Raw genomic sequence first — 18,110 nt, forward strand, 5'->3', positions numbered from 1 at the left:
ATCCCGACATAATCAGAACCGGGGAGCGGCTCTATCTCTTTGTTTTAGCATGATTGTTTCCAGAAGACCGGATTCCACTTTTCGAGAGCACGCTGTAGTGCCTGTGGACAAAAAGGTCCTGGAGCCGGCGCTTTAGGCGAATGAGCCGGGGAAAGATTTCCGTCCCGGCCACACTTGTTGCACAATCGCCACAATGCGTTGCATAGATCCGACGCAATCACTGGCTCTAGACGGCGACATGGCGACTCAGGCCCCTACACTGAACGAACCGATTTTCAGCAGGCACGGTGTCGAAGACAGGCGCCGGCTGCTGGCGCTGCCTGGCGTGGTGGCGATCGCCGGTGCGCTGATCACGGCGGCGATTTCCTTCGCCATCCTTGTCGGCGCCACGCCGATCGTTCCGAACGAGAACACGACTCTGGCGCTGATTGCGCTCAACACCGTCTTCGTCCTGTTCCTGATCGCGCTGGTCAGCCGCGAAGTTCACCGCATCGTGATGGCGCGCCGGCACGGCAAGGCAGCGTCGCGGCTGCATGTGCGCATCGTGGCGATGTTTGCGCTGGTCGCCGCCATCCCGGCGATCATGGTGGCGATCATTGCCTCGATCACGCTCGATATCGGCCTCGACCGCTGGTTCGAGATCCGCACCAAGACGATCGTCAATTCGTCGCTGTCGATTGCGGACGCCTATGTCCAGGAAAACGCGCGCAATCTTCAGGGCACGACGCTGTCGATGGCCTATGATCTCGATGCGTCGCGCACGCTCTACGGCCTCGATCGGACCGGGTTTCTCGACCTGATGAACAAGGAAGCGGTGGGCCGGTCGCTGGCACATGCGGCGCTGATCAAGCCCGACGGTTCTTTCGTCATGAGCGCCAAGACCGATGCGAACTTCGCCATGCCGGAGCCGCCGGAAGGTGCCGTGACTAGCGCCGCCGATGGCAAGCCGGTGCTGATCGAGCCGAAGACGCGCAACATCATGGGCGCCATCGTCAAGCTGCGCGAAATCGAAGGGCTCTACCTCTACACGATCCGCCTGGTCGATCCTGAAGTGATCAAGGCACGTCAGATCGTCCGATCCAACACCGACGAATATCGCGGCCTGGAAGACAATCGCCGCACCTCGCAGGTGGCCTTCGCGCTGCCTTATCTGTCGCTGACGCTGATCATCATCCTATCGGCGATCTGGACCGGCATCGCGGTCGCCGACCGCTTGGTGCGGCCGATCCGCCAGCTTATCGGCGCCGCCGACGAGGTCGCGACCGGCAATCTCGACGTGGCCGTGCCGGTCAGGCCTTCCGACGGCGACGTCGCCTCGCTTGGCGACACCTTCAACAAGATGCTGCTGGAGCTGAAATCGCAGCGCAACGAGATCCTGTCCGCCAAGGACCTGATCGACGAGCGGCGGCGCTTTTCGGAAGCTGTGCTGGCGGGCGTCACCGCCGGCGTCATCGGCGTCGACCCCTATGGCATCGTCACCATCGTCAACCGCTCGGCCGAAACGATGCTGGCCATTTCGGCCACGGCGGCACTCGGGCAGAACCTGTCGGCGGTGCTGCCGCATGTCGGCCGCGTCTTCGAGATCGGCCGCAAGTCGGGCAAGCCGGTCTATCGTGAGCAGGTGACCTTCTACCGCGCCGGCACGGAGCGGACCTTCAACGTGCAGATCACCATCGAGGCGGGCGACGACGGGGCGGAGGAGAAATCCTATGTCGTGACCGTCGACGACATCACCGACCTCGTCCAGGCGCAGCGTTCGTCGGCCTGGGCCGACGTGGCGCGGCGCATCGCCCACGAGATCAAGAACCCGCTGACGCCGATCCAGCTGTCGGCCGAGCGCATCAAGCGCCGCTACGGCAAGGTCATTACCGAAGATCGCGAGGTCTTCGATCAATGCACCGACACCATCATCCGCCAGGTCGAGGATATCGGCCGCATGGTCGACGAGTTCTCGGCCTTCGCGCGCATGCCGAAACCCGAAATGAAGGCCATCGACCTGCGCGAATCGCTGCGCGAGGCCTCGTTCCTGGTCGAGGTCAGCCGTTCCGACATCGCCTTCGAGCGGATTTTCGGCAATGACCCGCTCAAGGGCACTTTTGACAGCCGGCTGATGGCGCAGGCGTTCGGCAACGTCATCAAGAACGCTGCCGAGGCCATTGACGGACTTGATGCAAAAGATCGTTTGGACGGCACAATCCGGATTCAAGCCGGACGGCAGAATGGCGCCATCAGAATCGACGTCATCGACAATGGCAGAGGTTTGCCGCGCGAGAATCGCCAAAGGCTGCTCGAGCCCTATATGACGACACGCGAGAAGGGGACCGGGCTCGGCCTCGCTATCGTCAAGAAGATCGTGGAGGACCATGGCGGCCGGCTTGAACTGCACGATGCGCCGGCGGACTTCCACGGCGGGCGCGGTGCGATGATCAGCATCATCCTGCCGCCTTCTGCTGCCGCCGCGCCGTCGCGCGGCGAGAGCAGGGCGGAAAACGAAAGAGAAACTGAAAAGGTCGGTAATGGCGTCTGACATTCTCATCGTCGATGACGAGGAAGATATCCGCGAACTCGTCGCCGGTATCCTGAGCGACGAAGGTCACGAAACCCGCACGGCATTCGATGCCGACAGTGCGCTGGCGGCGATCGCCGATCGAGCGCCGCGGCTGATTTTCCTCGACATCTGGCTGCAAGGCTCGCGCCTGGACGGTCTGGCATTGCTGGACGAGATCAAGACGATGCATCCAACGCTGCCGGTGGTGATGATCTCCGGCCATGGCAACATTGAAACGGCGGTGTCGGCCATCCGTCGCGGCGCCTATGACTTCATCGAGAAGCCGTTCAAGGCGGACCGGCTCATTCTCATCGCCGAACGTGCGCTGGAGACCTCGAAGCTGCGGCGCGAAGTCTCGGACCTCAAGCAGCGCAGCGGCGAGACCTTCGACCTGATCGGCATGTCGTCGGCGATGAGCCAGTTGCGCCAGACGATCGAGCGGGTCGCGCCGACCAACAGCCGCGTCATGATCATCGGCCCTTCCGGTTCCGGCAAGGAACTGGCGGCGCGGGCCATTCATGCGCTGTCGACGCGCAAGGGTGCGCCGTTCGTGACGCTGAGCGCCGCCAACATCACGCCCGAGCGCATGGAGGTCGAGCTGTTCGGCACCGAATCGAACGGCACCGAGCGCAAGGTCGGCGCGCTGGAGGAAGCGCATCGCGGCATCCTCTACATCGACGAAGTGGCCGACATGCCGCGCGAGACGCAAAACAAGATCCTGCGCGTGCTGGTCGAGCAGCAGTTCGAACGCGTAGGGGGCACCAAACGGGTCAAGGTCGACGTCCGCATCATCTCGTCGACCTCGCAGAACCTGGAAGCAATGATCGCTGACGGTCGCTTCCGCGAGGACCTTTACCACCGCCTGGCCGTGGTCCCGGTCATGGTTCCGGGGCTGGCCGAGCGGCGCGAGGACATTCCTTATCTGGTCGACAATTTCATGAAGCAGATCGCGCGCCAGGCCGGCATCAAGCCGCGACGCATCGGCGACGACGCGCTGGCGGTGCTGCAGGCACACAACTGGCCGGGGAACGTTCGCCAGCTGCGCAACAATGTCGAGCGGCTGATGATCCTGGCACGCGGCGACAATGTCGATGCGCCGATCACCGCCGACCTGTTGCCTTCCGAGATCGGCGATGTCATGCCGCGCACGCCGAACCAGTCCGACCAGCACATCATGGCGCTGCCGTTGCGCGAGGCGCGCGAACAGTTCGAGAAGGACTATCTGATCGCCCAGATCAACCGTTTCGGAGGTAACATCTCGAAGACGGCCGAGTTCATCGGCATGGAGCGCTCGGCGCTTCACCGCAAGTTGAAGTCGCTCGGCGTCTGACCGCGGGGGGCTCGCGTGAGGCCGGTCTGGCCCACGCAATTGCCGGTTACGGCTGCGGCGGAATCGCCTAAGAAAGTCGGGACTTTTCTTGAGGGTTTCCCATGCCGCGTATTGCCTATGTGAACGGGCGCTATGTCGCTCACGCCGACGCCGCCGTGCATATCGAGGATCGCGGCTATCAATTCGCCGACGGCGTCTACGAGGTCTGCGAGGTGGCGCGCGGCTTCATCGTCGACATGCCGCGCCATCTCGCGCGCCTGGACCGTTCGCTGAACGAGCTGTCGATCGACTGGCCGGTCACGCGCGGCGTGCTGCCGCTCATCCTGCGCGAAGTGGTGCGCCGCAACCATGTCGCCAACGGCCTGGTCTATGTCCAGGTGACGCGCGGCGTCGCCAGCCGCGACTTTCTTTTCCCGGCGGCGGGCACGAGGCGGTCGCTGGTGGTGACCGCCAGGAAGGCCGATCCGGCCGCCGCGGCCAAAAGGGCAGAGACCGGCATCAAGGTGATCACCGTGCCGGAGAACCGTTGGGACCGGGTCGACATCAAGACCGTCGGCTTGCTGCCCAACGTGCTCGCCAAGCAGAAGGCCAAGGAGGCCGGCGCCCAGGAGGCCTGGTTCGTCGACACTGACGGCACGGTCAAGGAAGGCGGCTCGTCGAACGCCTGGATCGTCACCAGGGATGGCGTGCTAGTGACGCGGCCGGCCGAGCACGGCATCCTGCGCGGCATCACCCGCACGACACTGTTCGAGGTGGCCGACAAGCTCGGCCTGAAGGTCGAGGAGCGGGGCTTTTCGGTGGCCGAGGCCAAGGCGGCGCGAGAGGCTTTCATCAGTTCGGCGACCACGATCGCCATGCCGGTCGTGGCAATTGACGGTGCTCCGATCGCCAACGGCCACCCCGGCTCAATAACACTTTCGTTGCGCCAAGCCTTTTTTGACATTGCGGAAAAAAGTCCAGCCTGATAACCGCACAGGTGGAATGAACATCAATTTATCTCGTTCTGCTTGTCGTTACTAACGGCAAGAGGGTGTTTGCGCGCTTGACATGCGCCCGGTAATTTGGCGCATTGGCTGCAAACCGAAGGGGATCGGCGAAAGACAAGAACAATGGCGGAACGATCGCAAAACCTTCAGGACCTGTTCCTGAATTCAGTTCGCAAGAGCAAAAATCCACTCACCATCTTCCTCATCAACGGCGTGAAGCTGACCGGCGTCGTCACTTCGTTCGACAATTTTTGTGTGTTGCTACGTCGAGACGGCCATTCCCAGCTTGTCTACAAGCACGCCATTTCCACGATCATGCCGAGCCAGCCGGTTCAGATGTTCGATGGCGAGGAAAGCCAGGGCGCCTGATTGGCACGTGAGAAAGACGCGGACCGCAGCGTCCGCGGAAAATTGGCACATCAGCCGGGGACGGAAGCCAAAGGCCCGACCCGGGCGGTTGTCATTGTGCCTGTGCTTACCCGCCATCAGCGTAGCGACGATGACTCCAACCGTCCGCGTCTGACGCGCTCGGCCGAGGCCCGGCACGACGAAGCGGTCGGGCTTGCCCGCGCCATCAACCTCGATCTGATCCACACGGCGGTGGCCACCGTCAACGATCCGCGCCCGGCGACCTTGCTCGGCAGCGGCAAGGTCGAGGAGTTCGCCGAGATCGTCAAAGAGGGCCACGCTGAAGTGGTCATCGTCGACCATCCGCTGACGCCGGTGCAGCAGCGCAACCTCGAAAAGGAATTGAACGCCAAGGTGCTGGATCGCACCGGGCTGATCCTGGAGATCTTCGGCGAGCGCGCGCGGACCAAGGAAGGCACGCTGCAGGTCGAGCTCGCCCATCTCAACTACCAGAAGGGCCGCCTGGTGCGCAGCTGGACCCACCTCGAACGCCAGCGCGGCGGCGCCGGCTTCCTCGGCGGTCCCGGCGAAACGCAGATCGAATCCGACCGGCGCATCCTGCAGGACAAGATCATCAAGCTGAAGCAGGAGCTGGAAACGGTGCGCCGCACCCGCGACCTGCACCGCGCCAAGCGCAAGAAGGTGCCGTTCCCGGTAGTGGCGATCGTCGGCTACACCAATGCCGGCAAATCGACGCTGTTCAACAAGCTGACCGGAGCAGGGGTGCTGGCCGAGGACATGCTGTTTGCCACGCTCGACCCGACGCTGCGCCGTGTGCGCCTGCCGCACGGCACGCCGATCATTCTGTCGGATACGGTGGGCTTCATCTCCGACCTGCCGACGCATCTGGTCGCGGCCTTCCGGGCCACACTGGAAGAGGTGGTCGAGGCCGATCTGGTCATCCATCTGCGCGACATCTCCGATCCCGACACGGCGGCGCAGGCCGAGGATGTCGAGCGCATCCTGGCCGATCTCGGCGTCGATGCCGGCGATGCCAAGCGCGTGATCGAAGTCTGGAACAAGATCGATCTGCTCGACGAAGGCAATCGTGCCAGACTGCTTGCCGACGGCAATGACAGCAGGAAAGCGCCGCCCATTGCGATTTCCGCCGTCACCGGCGAAGGCCTCGATGCGCTGAAGGCGCTGATCGAGGCCAGGATGGCAGGCGAACTGGAGGAGCTGACGGTGACCATCGAACCGGCGCAATTCGGCCTCGTCGACTGGCTGTACCGCAATGGCGATGTCGTTTCGCGAACCGACAATGAGGATGGAAGCGCGACCATCTCGCTCAAGGCCACGCACAGCGCCCGGCAAGAGGTCGAAAGCCGATTGCACCGTAAAAACAACGGATAAGCCTGGTTATTTCGCGCCTTTGGCCTGCTGCCAGAGCGCTTCCATCTCCTCCAGCGTCGCCTTTTCCAGCGTGTTGCCCGAGGTTTCCAGCGCCCGCTCGACATAGTGGAAGCGCGAGCGGAATTTCTCGTTGGTGCCGCTGAGCGCTGCTTCGGCGTCGAGCTTGAGGTGGCGGCCGAGATTGACGATGGCAAACAGCATGTCGCCGAACTCGTCCTTGATGGGTGCTGCATCGCCCTTGGCGAGGGCCTCGCGCAATTCGCCGATCTCCTCCTCGATCTTGTCGAGGATGGGCGCTGCTTCGCTCCAGTCGAAGCCGACACGGGCCGCCTTCTCCTGCAGCTTGAGCGCCCGCGTGAGCGCGGGCAGGGCGACCGGCACGCTGTCCAGAAACCCCTTGCCGTGGTCCTCCGGATCGTGGCCGCGGGCGATGCGGGCGGCTCGCTTCTCCGCCTTCTCCTGCGATTTGATCTTCTCCCACATGCCCTTGGCCATGCCGGCGCTGCGCGCCTTTTCGTCGCCGAAGACATGCGGGTGGCGGCGGATCATCTTCGTGGTGATGGCCTGGACGACGTCGCCAAAGGCGAATTCGCCTGATTCTTCCGCCATTTGCGCATGATAGACGACCTGCAGCAGAAGGTCGCCGAGCTCATCGCGCAGGTCGTCCGGATCGCCGCGCGCAATGGCGTCCGCCACCTCGTAGGCCTCCTCGATCGTGTAGGGCGCGATCGTCGAAAAATCCTGCTCGATATCCCATGGACAGCCGGTCTTCGGCGCCCTGAGCGCCGCCATGATCTCGATCAGCCGGGAAATGTCTTGCGAGGGTTTCATCAGTCGGATGCTATCGCGCATGCGGCCGGCCGGCCAATGCCGTCGGCCGGCGAGGGGGCATTGTCCACAGATGCCGGTACGGAACCACCCGATCCATGATGGTCGACTGGCGCTAGTCGAGCACCGAGACGATCGCCTTGGCGAGCTTGTCCATGCCGTCTTCCGGCAGGCCGGCGACATTGATGCGGCTGTCGCCGACCATGTAGACGCCGTACTCGGCGCGCAGGCGCTCGACCTGCGCCTCCGTCAGGCCAAGCCTGGAAAACATGCCGCGATGGCTGGCAACGAAATCGAAGCGGTCGGAGTTCGACTGCCGGCGCAGCGCCTCGGCGAACGCGACGCGCAGGCGAAGCATGCGCAGGCGCATCTCTTCGAGCTCCGCTTCCCAGTCGGCGCGTAGCGCTGCATCTTCCAGGACCATGCGCACCGCCGCGGCACCATGGTCCGGCGGCATCGAATAGATGGCGCGCGCCGCCGACAGCATCTGGCTCATCGCCACGTCGGCCTGGGCGCCATCCTTGGCCAGGATCATCGCAGCGCCGACGCGGTCGCGGTAGACGGCGAAGTTCTTCGAGCAACTCGAGGCGACGACCATTTCAGGGGCTTTTGCGGCGAGCAGGCGCATTCCGGCGGCGTCGGCCTCAAGGCCTTCGCCAAAGCCTTGATAGGCAATGTCGACAAAAGGCAAAAGGCCGCGCTCGACGACGATCTCGGTCACAGCAGCCCACTGCGCGGCATCCAGATTGGCGCCCGTCGGGTTGTGACAGCAGCCATGCAGCAGCGCCACGTCGCCGCTGTTCGCGGTCCGCAATGCCGCCAGCATGTCATCGAAGCGAACGGCGCCCGTAGCGGCGTCGAAATAGGGGTATTCGCGGATTTGCAGGCCGGCGGCGCGCATCACCGGCATATGGTTCGGCCAGGTCGGGTCCGAGAGCCAGATGGTCGCGTCGGCGCGGGTCCGCTTCAAAAGTTCGGCCACCAGCCGCAGCGCGCCGGAGCCGCCGGGCGCCTGCGCGGCGCGGACGCGCGAGAAATCGACGGCATCGCCAAAGGCCAATCTGGCCATCGCCGTGTTGAAACCGGTGTCGCCGGCAAGGCCGAGATAGGTCTTGGTGTCCTGGCTGTTGAGCAGCCGCTTTTCGGCCTCGCGCACGGCGCGCATGACCGGCGTCTTGCCGTCGCGATCCTTGTAGACGCCGACGCCAAGGTCGACCTTGTCGGGGCGCGGGTCGGCGCGATAGAGGCCGATCAGGGCAAGGATCTTGTCGGCAGGGGCGGGCTGCAGGGTTTCGAACATCGACATGGCTCCAATGGCGGCGGAGTGATACGCAAATCGGCTTCGTTTCGCCAGCGGTTTCCTGCGCGGAAAGCTGAAAAGCCCGAGCTACAAGATGCGAAACGTGTCCTACACGTTCCTGTCACATCGGCGTAGTTTGAATAGCCCTTTCCAGGATAAGCGCGAGAGTGACGGCGTAAGACCAAAATGAGCCGGCAAGAAAAATTCGACCTCGCCATTGTCGGCGCCGGCATTGTCGGCCTGGCGCATGCGCTGGCTGCCGTTCGCCGCGGCCTTTCCGTCGTTGTCATCGATCGCGACGCGCGGGCCAATGGCGCCTCGGTGCGCAATTTCGGTTTTATCACCGTCAGCGGCCAGGAGCGCGGCCAGGTCTGGCGACGGGCGATGCGATCGCGTGATGTCTGGCTGGAGGTTGCCGGGCCAGCCGGCATCGATGTCATCCAGCGCGGCGCCGTCGTCGTGGCGCGCCGCCCGGAGGCGCGGGCCGTGGTTGAGGCTTTCTGCAAACCGAGATGGGCGACGGGTGCAAGCTGCTCGAACCCGATGAGCTCAACCGCGACTCTATCGGTTTCGCCGGACAGGATTTCGCCGGCGGCCTGTGGAGCCCACATGAGGTGCGTGTCGAATCGCGCCAGGCGATCCCGCTTCTCGCGGCCTTTCTCGCCGAACGGCACGGTGTCGAATTCCGCCGCGAAACGGCGGTTCGCCGGGTCGAGCCGCCGGATATCGAGACCAGCCGCGGCATTGTCCACGCCGGCAAGGTGATCGTCTGTCCGGGCGACGACCTGGCGACGCTCTATCCCGAGCGCATCGCGCGCTATGCCGTCACGCGCTGCAAGCTGCAGATGATGCGGCTTGCCGATCCCGGTTTCAGGCTGCCGGTGTCGGTGATGTCCGACCTCGGGCTTGCCCGCTATGCCGGCTATGCCGCCTTGCCCGAGGCGGTCGCCTTGCGGCGCCGGCTGGAAGTCGACCAGCGCGACGCGCTCGACAATGGCGTGCATCTGATCGTGGTGCAGAGCGGCGACGGCACGCTGGTGGTGGGCGATTCCCATCACTATGCGACGACGCCTGATCCGTTCGCCTCGGAGCGGGTCGACGAGATCATCCTCGAGGAGTTCAGCGCCGTGTTCGGCGGACCGGTCCCGCGCGTGCTCGAGCGCTGGACGGGCATCTACGCCTCGGCGTCCGACCGCACCATGGTCGCCGATGCACCGCATGAGGATGTGCGGCTGGTGATGATCACCAGCGGCACCGGCGCCAGCACCTCTTTTGCCATCGCCGAAGAGGTGATTGAAGAGCTGTTCGGCGCAACCACGTCCCAGACAAGGAAGATCGCATGATGGCCACCCAGGGCTTGCTCCGTGCCGTGGTGTTCGACTGGGCCGGCACCGTCGTCGACCACGGGTCGCTGGCACCGATGGGCGTGTTCGTCGAGGCTTTTGCAGAGTTCGGCGTGGCGATCAGCGTCGATGAAGCGCGCGGGCCGATGGGCATGGCCAAGCGCCCGCATATCGCGGCGCTGATGGCGCTGCCGAGGATCGCGGCGGCCTGGGCGAAACAGCGCGGCCATGCACCGACGGAGGCCGACATCGATGCGGTCTACGCTGTGTTCGTGCCGAAGAACCGGGCGGTGGCGGCGCGGTTTTCGGATGTCATCCCCGGCGTTGCCGATGTCGTCGCGGCGCTGCGGGCGCGCGGCTTCAAGATCGGCTCGACCACCGGCTATACGCGCGACATCATGGCCGAGATCCTGCCGGTGGCGGCCGGGCAGGGGTTCTCGCCCGATTGCCTGGTTTGCACCGGCGATACGCCGGACGGCAGGCCGACGCCGTTCATGCTGTGGAAGGCGCTGACCGAGCTCGGCGTCTACCCGCCATGGCTCAGCGTCAAGGTCGACGACACCGAAGTCGGCATCGCCGAGGGAACCAACGCCGGCGCCTGGACGGTCGGCGCCGCCGTGACCGGCAACGTCTTCGGCCACACGCTGGCGGAGACGCAGGCGCTGGCGCCTGACGTGTTCAGGAAAAAACGCGTCGAGGCAATCGCCAGGCTCAGCGCCGCCGGCGCGCACTATGTCGTCAATGGCGTCGCCGACCTTTTGCCGGTCATCGCCATGATCGAGGGCAGGCTGCGGCGCGGCGAAAGGCCTTGAGCGGCTGCCAGCATCGTCTAAAATTTGTCGATGACGGGATTAAGATCCGGCCGTGCTCCGTAAACAGGGCATGAAACGGTCGATACCGCGCTTCGATATCGTAGGACAGCTGGGTTCGCTCCGCCGCTACGCGCACTCGCTTACGCGCGACAGCGCCGATGCCGAGGATTTGGTGCATGACGCGCTGGTGCGGGCCTATGAGCGGCGCGGGACGTTCCGCGCCGGCGGCAATTTGCGCGCGTGGCTGCTGTCGATCGTCCACAATGCCTTCATCGACCGCTTGCGGTCGCGCCGGTCCGAAGCGGCGCGGCTCGAGCAGGTTGGACACCTCGCCGACGGCAGCACGCAGGCACCGCAGGAGCATTCCGTTCGCCTGGCGCAGATACGTGAAGCCTTTTTCGAGCTGCCGGACGAGCAGCGCTCGGCGCTGCATCTCGTCGCCATCGAGGGCCTTACCTACGAGCAGGCGGCCAAGGCCAGCGGCGTGCCGCTGGGAACGCTGATGTCACGCATCGGCCGGGCACGCGCGGCGCTGCGCGAGATGGAAGATAACGCGCCGGCGCGCGCCAAAAATCATCTCCGGATTGTGAGAGGCGAGCCATGACCGCAATGCTGGATCCCGTGACCGACGCCGACCTTGACGCCTATGTCGACGACCAGTTGGACGTTGCCCGCCGCATTGAAGTCGAGGCGTTTTTGTCCGCCCGTCCCGAAACGGCCGCGCGGGTGATGTCCGACCTCAGGACACGCGACGAACTGCGGGTGGCGCTTGCCGGTTCAAAAGGCATGGCGCGGCCGGCAACGGCCGATGCCGCCCGGCGGCTGGAGAGGGGGCTCGCCCGAGGCCGCGTGCTCGGCGTGCTGCAGCGAGCGGCAGCGGTCGCCGTCTTCGTCGCCGCGGGCTGGCTGGCGAACGGCATGCTCGGGCCGGTGACCAAGGTCGTCGCCTCGACCCAGCCGCCGGCCTATCTCGAGGAGGCGATCCGGGCGCACCGGACGACGCTGATGCGCGAAGCCATGCCATCCCAAGTCGAAGCGCCGAACTACGACAGCGATGAAATCCGTGCCGCCACGGCGATCGTCATGCCTTCGCTGCCGAAGGACTGGAAGGTCCGCGACGTGCAGGTCTATCCGTCACAGTTCGGCCCGAGCGTCGAAATGGTCGTCGAATCCAGGGAGCTTGGGCTTATCTCGCTGTTTGCCGTCAGGCCGGGAACGTTCGACGTGGTCCGGCCTGCCGTCGCCCCCTCGGGCGATATCTCGTCCGCCTATTTCCAGATTGGCGATGTCGCCTACGCAATCGTCGCGCGGAGCGATGTCCGCGACCTCGATCGCGCCGCCGAGACACTCGCCAAGACGCTTTACTGATCCGATCCAGCCAAGGAGAACCAGCATGAATACCCCCGATCTTGGATACCGCGTAGGCACCGGCGCCCGAGCCGGCGCCGTTTACGACGAGGGCCTGCGCCAGCATATGCTGCGCGTCTACAACTATATGGGCCTTGGCCTGGTCGTCACTGGCCTCATCGCCTTCGCCGTGGCCTCGACGCCCGCCCTCTACGTGCCGATCTTCTCCAGCCCGCTGAAATGGGTGGTGATGCTGGCGCCGCTCGCCTTCGTGCTGCTGTTCTCGTTCAAGATGCAGACGATGTCGGCGGCCAGCGCCCAGGCCATGTTCTGGGCCTTCTGCGCGGTCATGGGCTTGTCGCTGGCTTCCGTGTTCCTGGTCTTCACCGGGACCAGCATCGCGCGCACCTTCTTCATCGCCGCCACCATGTTCGGCGCCACCAGCCTCTACGGCTACACGACCAAACGCGACCTGACCCAGTTCTCGTCCTTCCTGATCATGGGCCTGATTGGCGTGGTCATCGCCAGCGTGGTGAACCTCTTCCTTGGCTCGACGGCGCTGCAGTTCGCGATTTCGGTGATCGGCATCGCCGTGTTCATCGGCCTCACCGCCTGGGACACGCAGACGATCAAGGAACAGTATGCGGAGAACTTCGATGCGGAATCGCAGCAGAAGCTCGCCGTCTTCGGCGCCTTCTCGCTTTATCTGAACTTCATCAACATCTTCCAGCTGTTGCTGAACTTCACCGGCGAGCGTGAGTAGCCGGACCGACCGTAGCAGGCAACACCTCGAACCTTGCCGTGGCCGAAGGGAAACTTCCGGCCACGGTTTTCATTTGAAGCAGGCGCGAATCTCGCCCGTAGCTGAATGCGCTCGTCCGGCTGTATGAGTGCGGCGCGCAGCCCGCGGCTCTTGAGTTCACGCTGGGCCTTTTGCTAGCCTGCCGGCCACACCAGCCACGACCCGCGAGGACGTATGGAACAGGTGACGCTTCACGGTGACGGCATCTCGGCGATCATCGTCGGGCAGGGGGCCGAACTGATCTCCCTGCGCGATGCGGAGGGAACCGAGCTTCTCTGGCAGGCAGGTCCGGCCTGGCGGCGTCATTCACCGGTTCTGTTTCCGATCGTCGGCCGACTGACGGGAGACCAGTTGCGCCATCAGGGGCGCAGCTATCCGATGACACAGCATGGATTCGCCCGCGACAAACGTTTTACGTGGGCGGAGCAGGGGCCTCGGTCCTGCACGCTGGTTTTGACCGACGATGCCGATACCCGTGCCCACTACCCGTTCGCCTTTCGCCTTGCGGTCAGCTACAGCCTGGGCCAGCGGCAACTCGGCGTGACCTTCGAGATCACCAACACCGGCGAAGAACCTTTGCCGGCGTCGATCGGAGCACACCCGGCGTTCAATTGGCCGTTGCTGCCGGATCTGCCAAAGACAGCCTACCAGCTTACATTCGCCGATAACGAAAACGCTCCTATCCGCCGGCTGAGGGATGGCCTGCTCCTGGCCGCGCCGCAACCGACGCCTGTGGAGGGCAAAAGGCTGGCACTGTCCGAAAGGCTCTTCGACGAGGACGCCGTGATCATGGATCGGCCCGTCAGTTCCAGCGTGCGCTACGCCGCCGACCGCGGGCCGGTGATCGAGATGTCGTGGCAAGGCTTTCGAGGATTGGGTATCTGGTCCAAACCCGGCGGCGCGCCATTCCTGTGCATCGAACCCTGGCACGGCCTTGCAAGCCCGGCGGATTTCGATGGTGAGTTCATCGACAAGCCCGGCGTGATGCTGATCGAGCCTGCCGCGAAGCGTGTTCTGAGCTATCAGGTACGTCTGCTGTAGCGTCGTGCGCGAACGGCTGGTCGGAGTGAGCCCAATGAATTCCAAAACAATCGAGATCTACCGTCCGCGGGCTGTTTCAAATTTGGACCAATGGGACATTGGCGGCCTCAAGCTCAAAGTCTATGGCCTCGTCGCAGACGACAAGGAAGTCGACGGGCCTATGGCGACCCTGGCGCAGTCATTCGTGCGACAGGAGGTTCTGCCGCGTGTGGCGGACGAGGGTGATGACAATGGCATGGGCTTTGTGATCATTCATCCCGGCGAGCTTGGTGTTTCCATCTCGGCTCACTGGTGGATACAAGGTTCGGTGCTTTGTCAGCATATCTATCGGAAGCTGTATTCCGCCACCGAACCGATGGATACGGTAAAGAGACCTGTTGTTGCCTGTGTTTGGGAATTGGCTCTGATAAACGCCGAGCAGGAAGCTTGGCGAAAAACGATGATGAAAAGCGAGCCCAGTCCGTCAGCATACATGGACGCTCGAGCTGAATTCAAAGCGGTATAGAGGCGAGGGGAAGCCGGGTTTCAAACCTGCCGGACGATGGTGCCGGTCACATTCACGAGAAGCCGCGCGGCGGTCAGGGCCGACAGGCCGTCAATGTCGGCGGGCGGATAGAGCTCGACAAGGTCGAATCCTGCGATCCTGGCCCGCCGGCCGAGGCCCGCGATCAGGTCGATCACCTGCGTGTAGGTGAGGCCGCCGGGCGTACGCGCCGCTACGCCAGGCATGATTCCGGGATCGAGGCTGTCGCAATCGAGGGTGACGACGATCCGCGCCCCTTCCGGAATATGCCGCAGAGCGGCTTCGACCCCCTCGGCGTGAACCTCGCGGGCGGTCACGAAGTGGCTGGCATAACGCTGCGCCGCTTCGATGTCGGTGAGGCGCGCGCTGCCGACGCTACGCAGGCCGACCTGCACGATGCCGGCGACATGCGTCATCTCGCTCGCCCGGCGCATCGGACTCGAATAGCCGTGGCGTTCGCCATGCACCTCGTCGCGCCAGTCGATATGGGCATCGATCTGCAGGATCCAGACCGGCCCGTGCTCCGCAAAGCCGGCGAGGAAGGGAATGGTCACGGAACAGTCGCCGCCGAGCAGGATCGGTACAGCCGGCACTGCAAGGACCTCGCGCGTCTTCGCCTCGATCCGGGCCCGGTTGCCGGCATTGTCATGCAAGGTGGTCGCGATGTCGCCGGCGTCGATGCAGCAGACCTGCTTGCCGTCGAACAGCGGGCCGCCGAGATCGAAATCCCAATGCTCGACCAGCGCGGCATCGTTCTGGCTCGCAGCGCGGATGGCGTCGGCGGCCAAGGCATGGCCGCTGCTGTCCTTGCCGGGATAGGTGCTGCCGTGACCGGCTCCGAAGATCACCGCACGGGGCATGCGGCCAGCGGCGAGGCGATCGGGAAAGCCGAGAAAGGGAGGCGAGGCGGTCATTTCTTGATGGCCTTGATGATGGTTCAGCTGAACGCTCCTGCTCATGGCCTGTCTTCCCTTCGGTGGGCGATGAAAGGAATGTTCATTATCCTGGGGCGAGGCCATCGAGCAGGAAGTCGAGGCCTTTCCTAAAAGCGCCGTCCCAATCGTTATCCAACAGCAGGCGCGAGCGTTCGATTGTCGGATAGCGTTCGCTGGTAAGGCGCTGTTGCGCGACGGCCCTGTCGTCGTCCGAGAGGTCGAAGCTCGCCCGGGTGATGGTGGCGCCCATCACATAGTTCCAGAGCGACCATATCGCGACGTTCAGATCTGTGTCCGCTACACCGGCTCTCGACAAGGTCTTGCTCAGCAGTTCGAGGCGACCGAGGATGTTCGGGCCGAGCGCCCGGCGCGGCAACAGCGATGCCGACCAGGGATGGCGCAGCATGCTGGCGCGCCAGTCTTCGAGCACATGAAAGACCTCGCCGCGCCAGTCTTGAGACTCAACTATTTGCGCCGGTCCGCGATATTCGAGCACCGAGTCGAGCGCGAGATCGAAGACATCCTCCTTGTTGTCGACGTGCCAATATAGGCTCATCGCCCCCGAGCCGAGGCGATCGGCCAGCCGGCGCATTGTCAATGCGTCACGTCCCCCGGCATCCAACAATTCCACCGCGGTGGCCACGATGCGTTCTTTGGAAAGCGGCGGCTCATTGCGCGGCTCCTGCTCGGGCTGGGGCGACGTCCGCCGAGTGCGTTTGCTCCGGGTGCCGCCGGGTTTGACTGCCATCCGTGTTCCTCGCTGGCCGAACTCGATTTTGGCAGGCGCCGTCAGGAATGTCGACGCTGACCGCTTGACTGGTACGTTGTACTATACGATAACTCGTACGCCGTATGATTCATTAGCATGAGCGAGAGTACGTTGCCAACAATCGGCGGAGCCAAATCATGTCACGCGCAATCAAGCACCTGCTTATCGGAGGGCTAGTCATCATGACCATGGGAGTTCCCACTGCGACGACAGCGAATGAGAATGATCTCAAGCTGACGATCGTCAATCCACAAAACCTCTACGACCCGACGCCGAATGGCTACAGCACGGCGGTGATCGTGCCCGCGAAGCCCGGGTGGCCTACATCTCCGGACAGGGCGGCCAAGACAGCAGGGGAGCCTTGTCGCCCGACTTTGCAGTCCAGGTTAAGCAGGCCTATGCAAATTTGGGCGGCGCCCTCGATGCGCTCGGTGCCAGGCGGGATCAGGTCGCCAAGCTCACGGTCTTCGTGGTCGATCACGATATGTCCAAGCTTGAGGTATTGACCAAGAACGTCAAGGAAATGTTCGGCGACGCGCTGCCGGCGCAGACTCTGGTTCCGGTTCCCAAGCTTGCAATTGACCCCATGCTGTTCGAGGTGGAGGCCATCGTCATTCTGGAATAGTGGGCGGCGCTTTTGGCCCGATTGGGTCGAGCGCGCCGCAGACAGCCGCGCGCTCGCAATTACGAGGGCCGACCAACAACGTCTCGCACTGTCGCATTACTAGATAGATAGCAGCTACATCAGAAAGTCGCATAAGATAGATTATGGAACTGATGGGTATGGTGGAGAGTGTAGCGCCCAGACGAAATTGCTTCGAATTGTCAGAGGCTTGGCGCCTATTGTTTGGGCGCCTGTTGTAACGCGGCGGCTTTTAACGAGATCGAACTGATGGCGCCTGATCCCGATGCGGCATCCGCTGCAGCGTTAGTCGCACAGCCAATGCCGCGAACGACGGTATTCGCGGTTCTCAGTCACAAGGGATTTCAATCGTCATGCCGTCATAGGCCGGCACGACATTGTCCGGAGTCTCGGCCATCACCGTGGCGTAGTCAAGCGGCCCGTGCATATGGGTCAGCACGGCGTTCTTCGGCGTCAGTCTTTCGATCCAGCCAAGCGCCTGATCGAGCGACAGATGGCTCGGATGGGTGTTGTACTGCAGCGCGTCGATGACGAGCATATCCAGGCCGCGCAGCCGCTCCGCCGTGGCGTCCGGAAAGTCGCTGATATCTGGGCAATAGGCGAGCCGGCCAATGCGGAAACCAAGCGAGATGATGTCGCCATGGATCTGCGGCAGCGGCTCAAGGGTGAGGGCGCCGCCCTCGCCTTCGATCACCACCGGCCTGGCATGGTCTATGATGTGGGCGCGCACGATCGGCGGATAGGAACTGCCCGGCGGCGTTTCGAAGCAATAGCCGAACGCCTGCCGCATGCGCTGCATCGTCGGCTGGTCGGCATGAATATCGATCAAATGGCGCTGTTCGAGCACGAAGCCACGCAGATCGTCGATGCCGTGGATATGGTCGGCATGCGGGTGTGTGTAGATGACCGCGTCGACGCGTTTGACCGATGCCAGCAGCATCTGCTCGCGGAAATCCGGTCCGGTGTCGATGACAACCGTGGTCTTGGCGCCGTTCGCCGCGATGCGCTCGACGAGTGCCGCCGTGCGCATGCGCCGGTTTTTTGGATTGGCCGGGTCGCAATTGCCCCAGTCGCCGGTGATGCGCGGCGTGCCGGGCGACGAGCCGCAGCCGAGAATGGTAAGGCGCAGCCGGTCGCTCATG

At 63.7% G+C, this 18,110-nt stretch carries 16 protein-coding genes and 2 pseudogenes; 13 read left to right on the plus strand and 5 right to left on the minus strand.

The window, feature by feature from the left end; genetic code table 11:
* Positions 1 to 193 precede the first annotated feature (193 nt).
* The 5 genes from AC1RUK_RS11015 (at position 194) to hflX (ending at position 6,625) form a co-directional block, all read left to right on the plus strand.
* Complete coding sequence (locus AC1RUK_RS11015) at positions 194 to 2,527, plus strand: sensor histidine kinase NtrY-like (RefSeq protein WP_481835617.1); 2,334 nt, start codon at positions 194 to 196, stop codon at positions 2,525 to 2,527.
* Positions 2,517 to 3,878: a nitrogen assimilation response regulator NtrX gene (ntrX, locus tag AC1RUK_RS11020; protein WP_481840238.1), complete on the plus strand. Its 1,362-nt coding sequence runs from the start codon at positions 2,517 to 2,519 to the stop codon at positions 3,876 to 3,878. Before AC1RUK_RS11015 ends, ntrX begins: the two co-directional genes overlap by 11 nt.
* Positions 3,879 to 3,979: 101 nt before the next feature.
* The gene (locus AC1RUK_RS11025; RefSeq protein WP_436175073.1) at positions 3,980 to 4,843 is read left to right on the plus strand and encodes a D-amino-acid transaminase; all 864 of its coding nucleotides are present in this window, start codon (positions 3,980 to 3,982) and stop codon (positions 4,841 to 4,843) included.
* A gap of 144 nt (positions 4,844 to 4,987) precedes the next feature.
* On the plus strand, positions 4,988 to 5,233 hold the full coding sequence (gene hfq / locus AC1RUK_RS11030; RefSeq protein ID WP_006202172.1) for an RNA chaperone Hfq: 246 nt from the start codon (positions 4,988 to 4,990) through the stop codon (positions 5,231 to 5,233).
* The gene (hflX, locus tag AC1RUK_RS11035) at positions 5,234 to 6,625 is read left to right on the plus strand and encodes a GTPase HflX (RefSeq protein ID WP_481835615.1); all 1,392 of its coding nucleotides are present in this window, start codon (positions 5,234 to 5,236) and stop codon (positions 6,623 to 6,625) included.
* Positions 6,626 to 6,631: 6 nt separating this feature from the next.
* Here the strand turns inward: hflX and mazG are convergent, their stop codons facing one another.
* Both mazG and AC1RUK_RS11045 read right to left on the minus strand, forming a co-directional pair.
* Positions 6,632 to 7,456: a nucleoside triphosphate pyrophosphohydrolase gene (mazG, locus tag AC1RUK_RS11040; RefSeq protein WP_481835614.1), complete on the minus strand. Its 825-nt coding sequence runs from the start codon at positions 7,454 to 7,456 to the stop codon at positions 6,632 to 6,634.
* A 112-nt stretch (positions 7,457 to 7,568) separates the two neighbouring features.
* Positions 7,569 to 8,753, minus strand: coding sequence for an amino acid aminotransferase (locus AC1RUK_RS11045; protein ID WP_481835613.1), 1,185 nt, complete (start codon positions 8,751 to 8,753; stop codon positions 7,569 to 7,571).
* Positions 8,754 to 8,939: 186 nt separating this feature from the next.
* Here AC1RUK_RS11045 and AC1RUK_RS11050 point away from each other — a divergent pair.
* From AC1RUK_RS11050 to AC1RUK_RS11080, 7 genes and pseudogenes are all read left to right on the plus strand, one after another.
* Positions 8,940 to 10,096, plus strand: a pseudogene (locus tag AC1RUK_RS11050) (TIGR03364 family FAD-dependent oxidoreductase).
* Positions 10,093 to 10,908, plus strand: a complete 816-nt coding sequence (phnX, locus tag AC1RUK_RS11055) for a phosphonoacetaldehyde hydrolase (protein WP_481835611.1) — start codon at positions 10,093 to 10,095, stop codon at positions 10,906 to 10,908. Before AC1RUK_RS11050 ends, phnX begins: the two are co-directional and overlap by 4 nt.
* 70 nt (positions 10,909 to 10,978) lie before the next feature.
* On the plus strand, positions 10,979 to 11,512 hold the full coding sequence (locus AC1RUK_RS11060) for a sigma-70 family RNA polymerase sigma factor (protein ID WP_481835610.1): 534 nt from the start codon (positions 10,979 to 10,981) through the stop codon (positions 11,510 to 11,512).
* The gene (locus AC1RUK_RS11065) at positions 11,509 to 12,276 is read left to right on the plus strand and encodes an anti-sigma factor family protein (RefSeq protein ID WP_481835609.1); all 768 of its coding nucleotides are present in this window, start codon (positions 11,509 to 11,511) and stop codon (positions 12,274 to 12,276) included. Before AC1RUK_RS11060 ends, AC1RUK_RS11065 begins: the two co-directional genes overlap by 4 nt.
* A gap of 25 nt (positions 12,277 to 12,301) precedes the next feature.
* Positions 12,302 to 13,018, plus strand: coding sequence for a Bax inhibitor-1/YccA family protein (locus AC1RUK_RS11070; RefSeq protein ID WP_436175066.1), 717 nt, complete (start codon positions 12,302 to 12,304; stop codon positions 13,016 to 13,018).
* Between the two features lie 213 nt (positions 13,019 to 13,231).
* A complete protein-coding gene (locus AC1RUK_RS11075; RefSeq protein WP_481835608.1) occupies positions 13,232 to 14,098 on the plus strand; it encodes an aldose 1-epimerase family protein in 867 nt (288 codons plus the stop codon).
* Positions 14,099 to 14,132: 34 nt separating this feature from the next.
* Positions 14,133 to 14,603, plus strand: coding sequence for a hypothetical protein (locus AC1RUK_RS11080; protein ID WP_481835607.1), 471 nt, complete (start codon positions 14,133 to 14,135; stop codon positions 14,601 to 14,603).
* A gap of 20 nt (positions 14,604 to 14,623) precedes the next feature.
* Here AC1RUK_RS11080 and AC1RUK_RS11085 read toward each other — a convergent pair whose 3' ends face one another.
* Both AC1RUK_RS11085 and AC1RUK_RS11090 read right to left on the minus strand, forming a co-directional pair.
* Positions 14,624 to 15,535 carry an agmatinase gene (locus AC1RUK_RS11085; protein ID WP_481839528.1) on the minus strand — a complete coding sequence of 304 codons (912 nt, stop codon included), beginning with the start codon at positions 15,533 to 15,535 and terminating at the stop codon, positions 14,624 to 14,626.
* Between the two features lie 85 nt (positions 15,536 to 15,620).
* Complete coding sequence (locus AC1RUK_RS11090) at positions 15,621 to 16,304, minus strand: TetR/AcrR family transcriptional regulator (RefSeq protein WP_481835606.1); 684 nt, start codon at positions 16,302 to 16,304, stop codon at positions 15,621 to 15,623.
* A 158-nt stretch (positions 16,305 to 16,462) separates the two neighbouring features.
* On the opposite strand from AC1RUK_RS11090, the pseudogene AC1RUK_RS11095 reads away from it, so the two are divergent.
* Positions 16,463 to 16,950, plus strand: a pseudogene (locus tag AC1RUK_RS11095) (RidA family protein).
* Between the two features lie 346 nt (positions 16,951 to 17,296).
* Here AC1RUK_RS11095 and AC1RUK_RS11100 read toward each other — a convergent pair.
* Positions 17,297 to 18,109: an MBL fold metallo-hydrolase gene (locus tag AC1RUK_RS11100; RefSeq protein WP_481835605.1), complete on the minus strand. Its 813-nt coding sequence runs from the start codon at positions 18,107 to 18,109 to the stop codon at positions 17,297 to 17,299.
* Position 18,110: the final 1 nt, after the last annotated feature.

The organism is Mesorhizobium monacense, assembly GCF_056781675.1.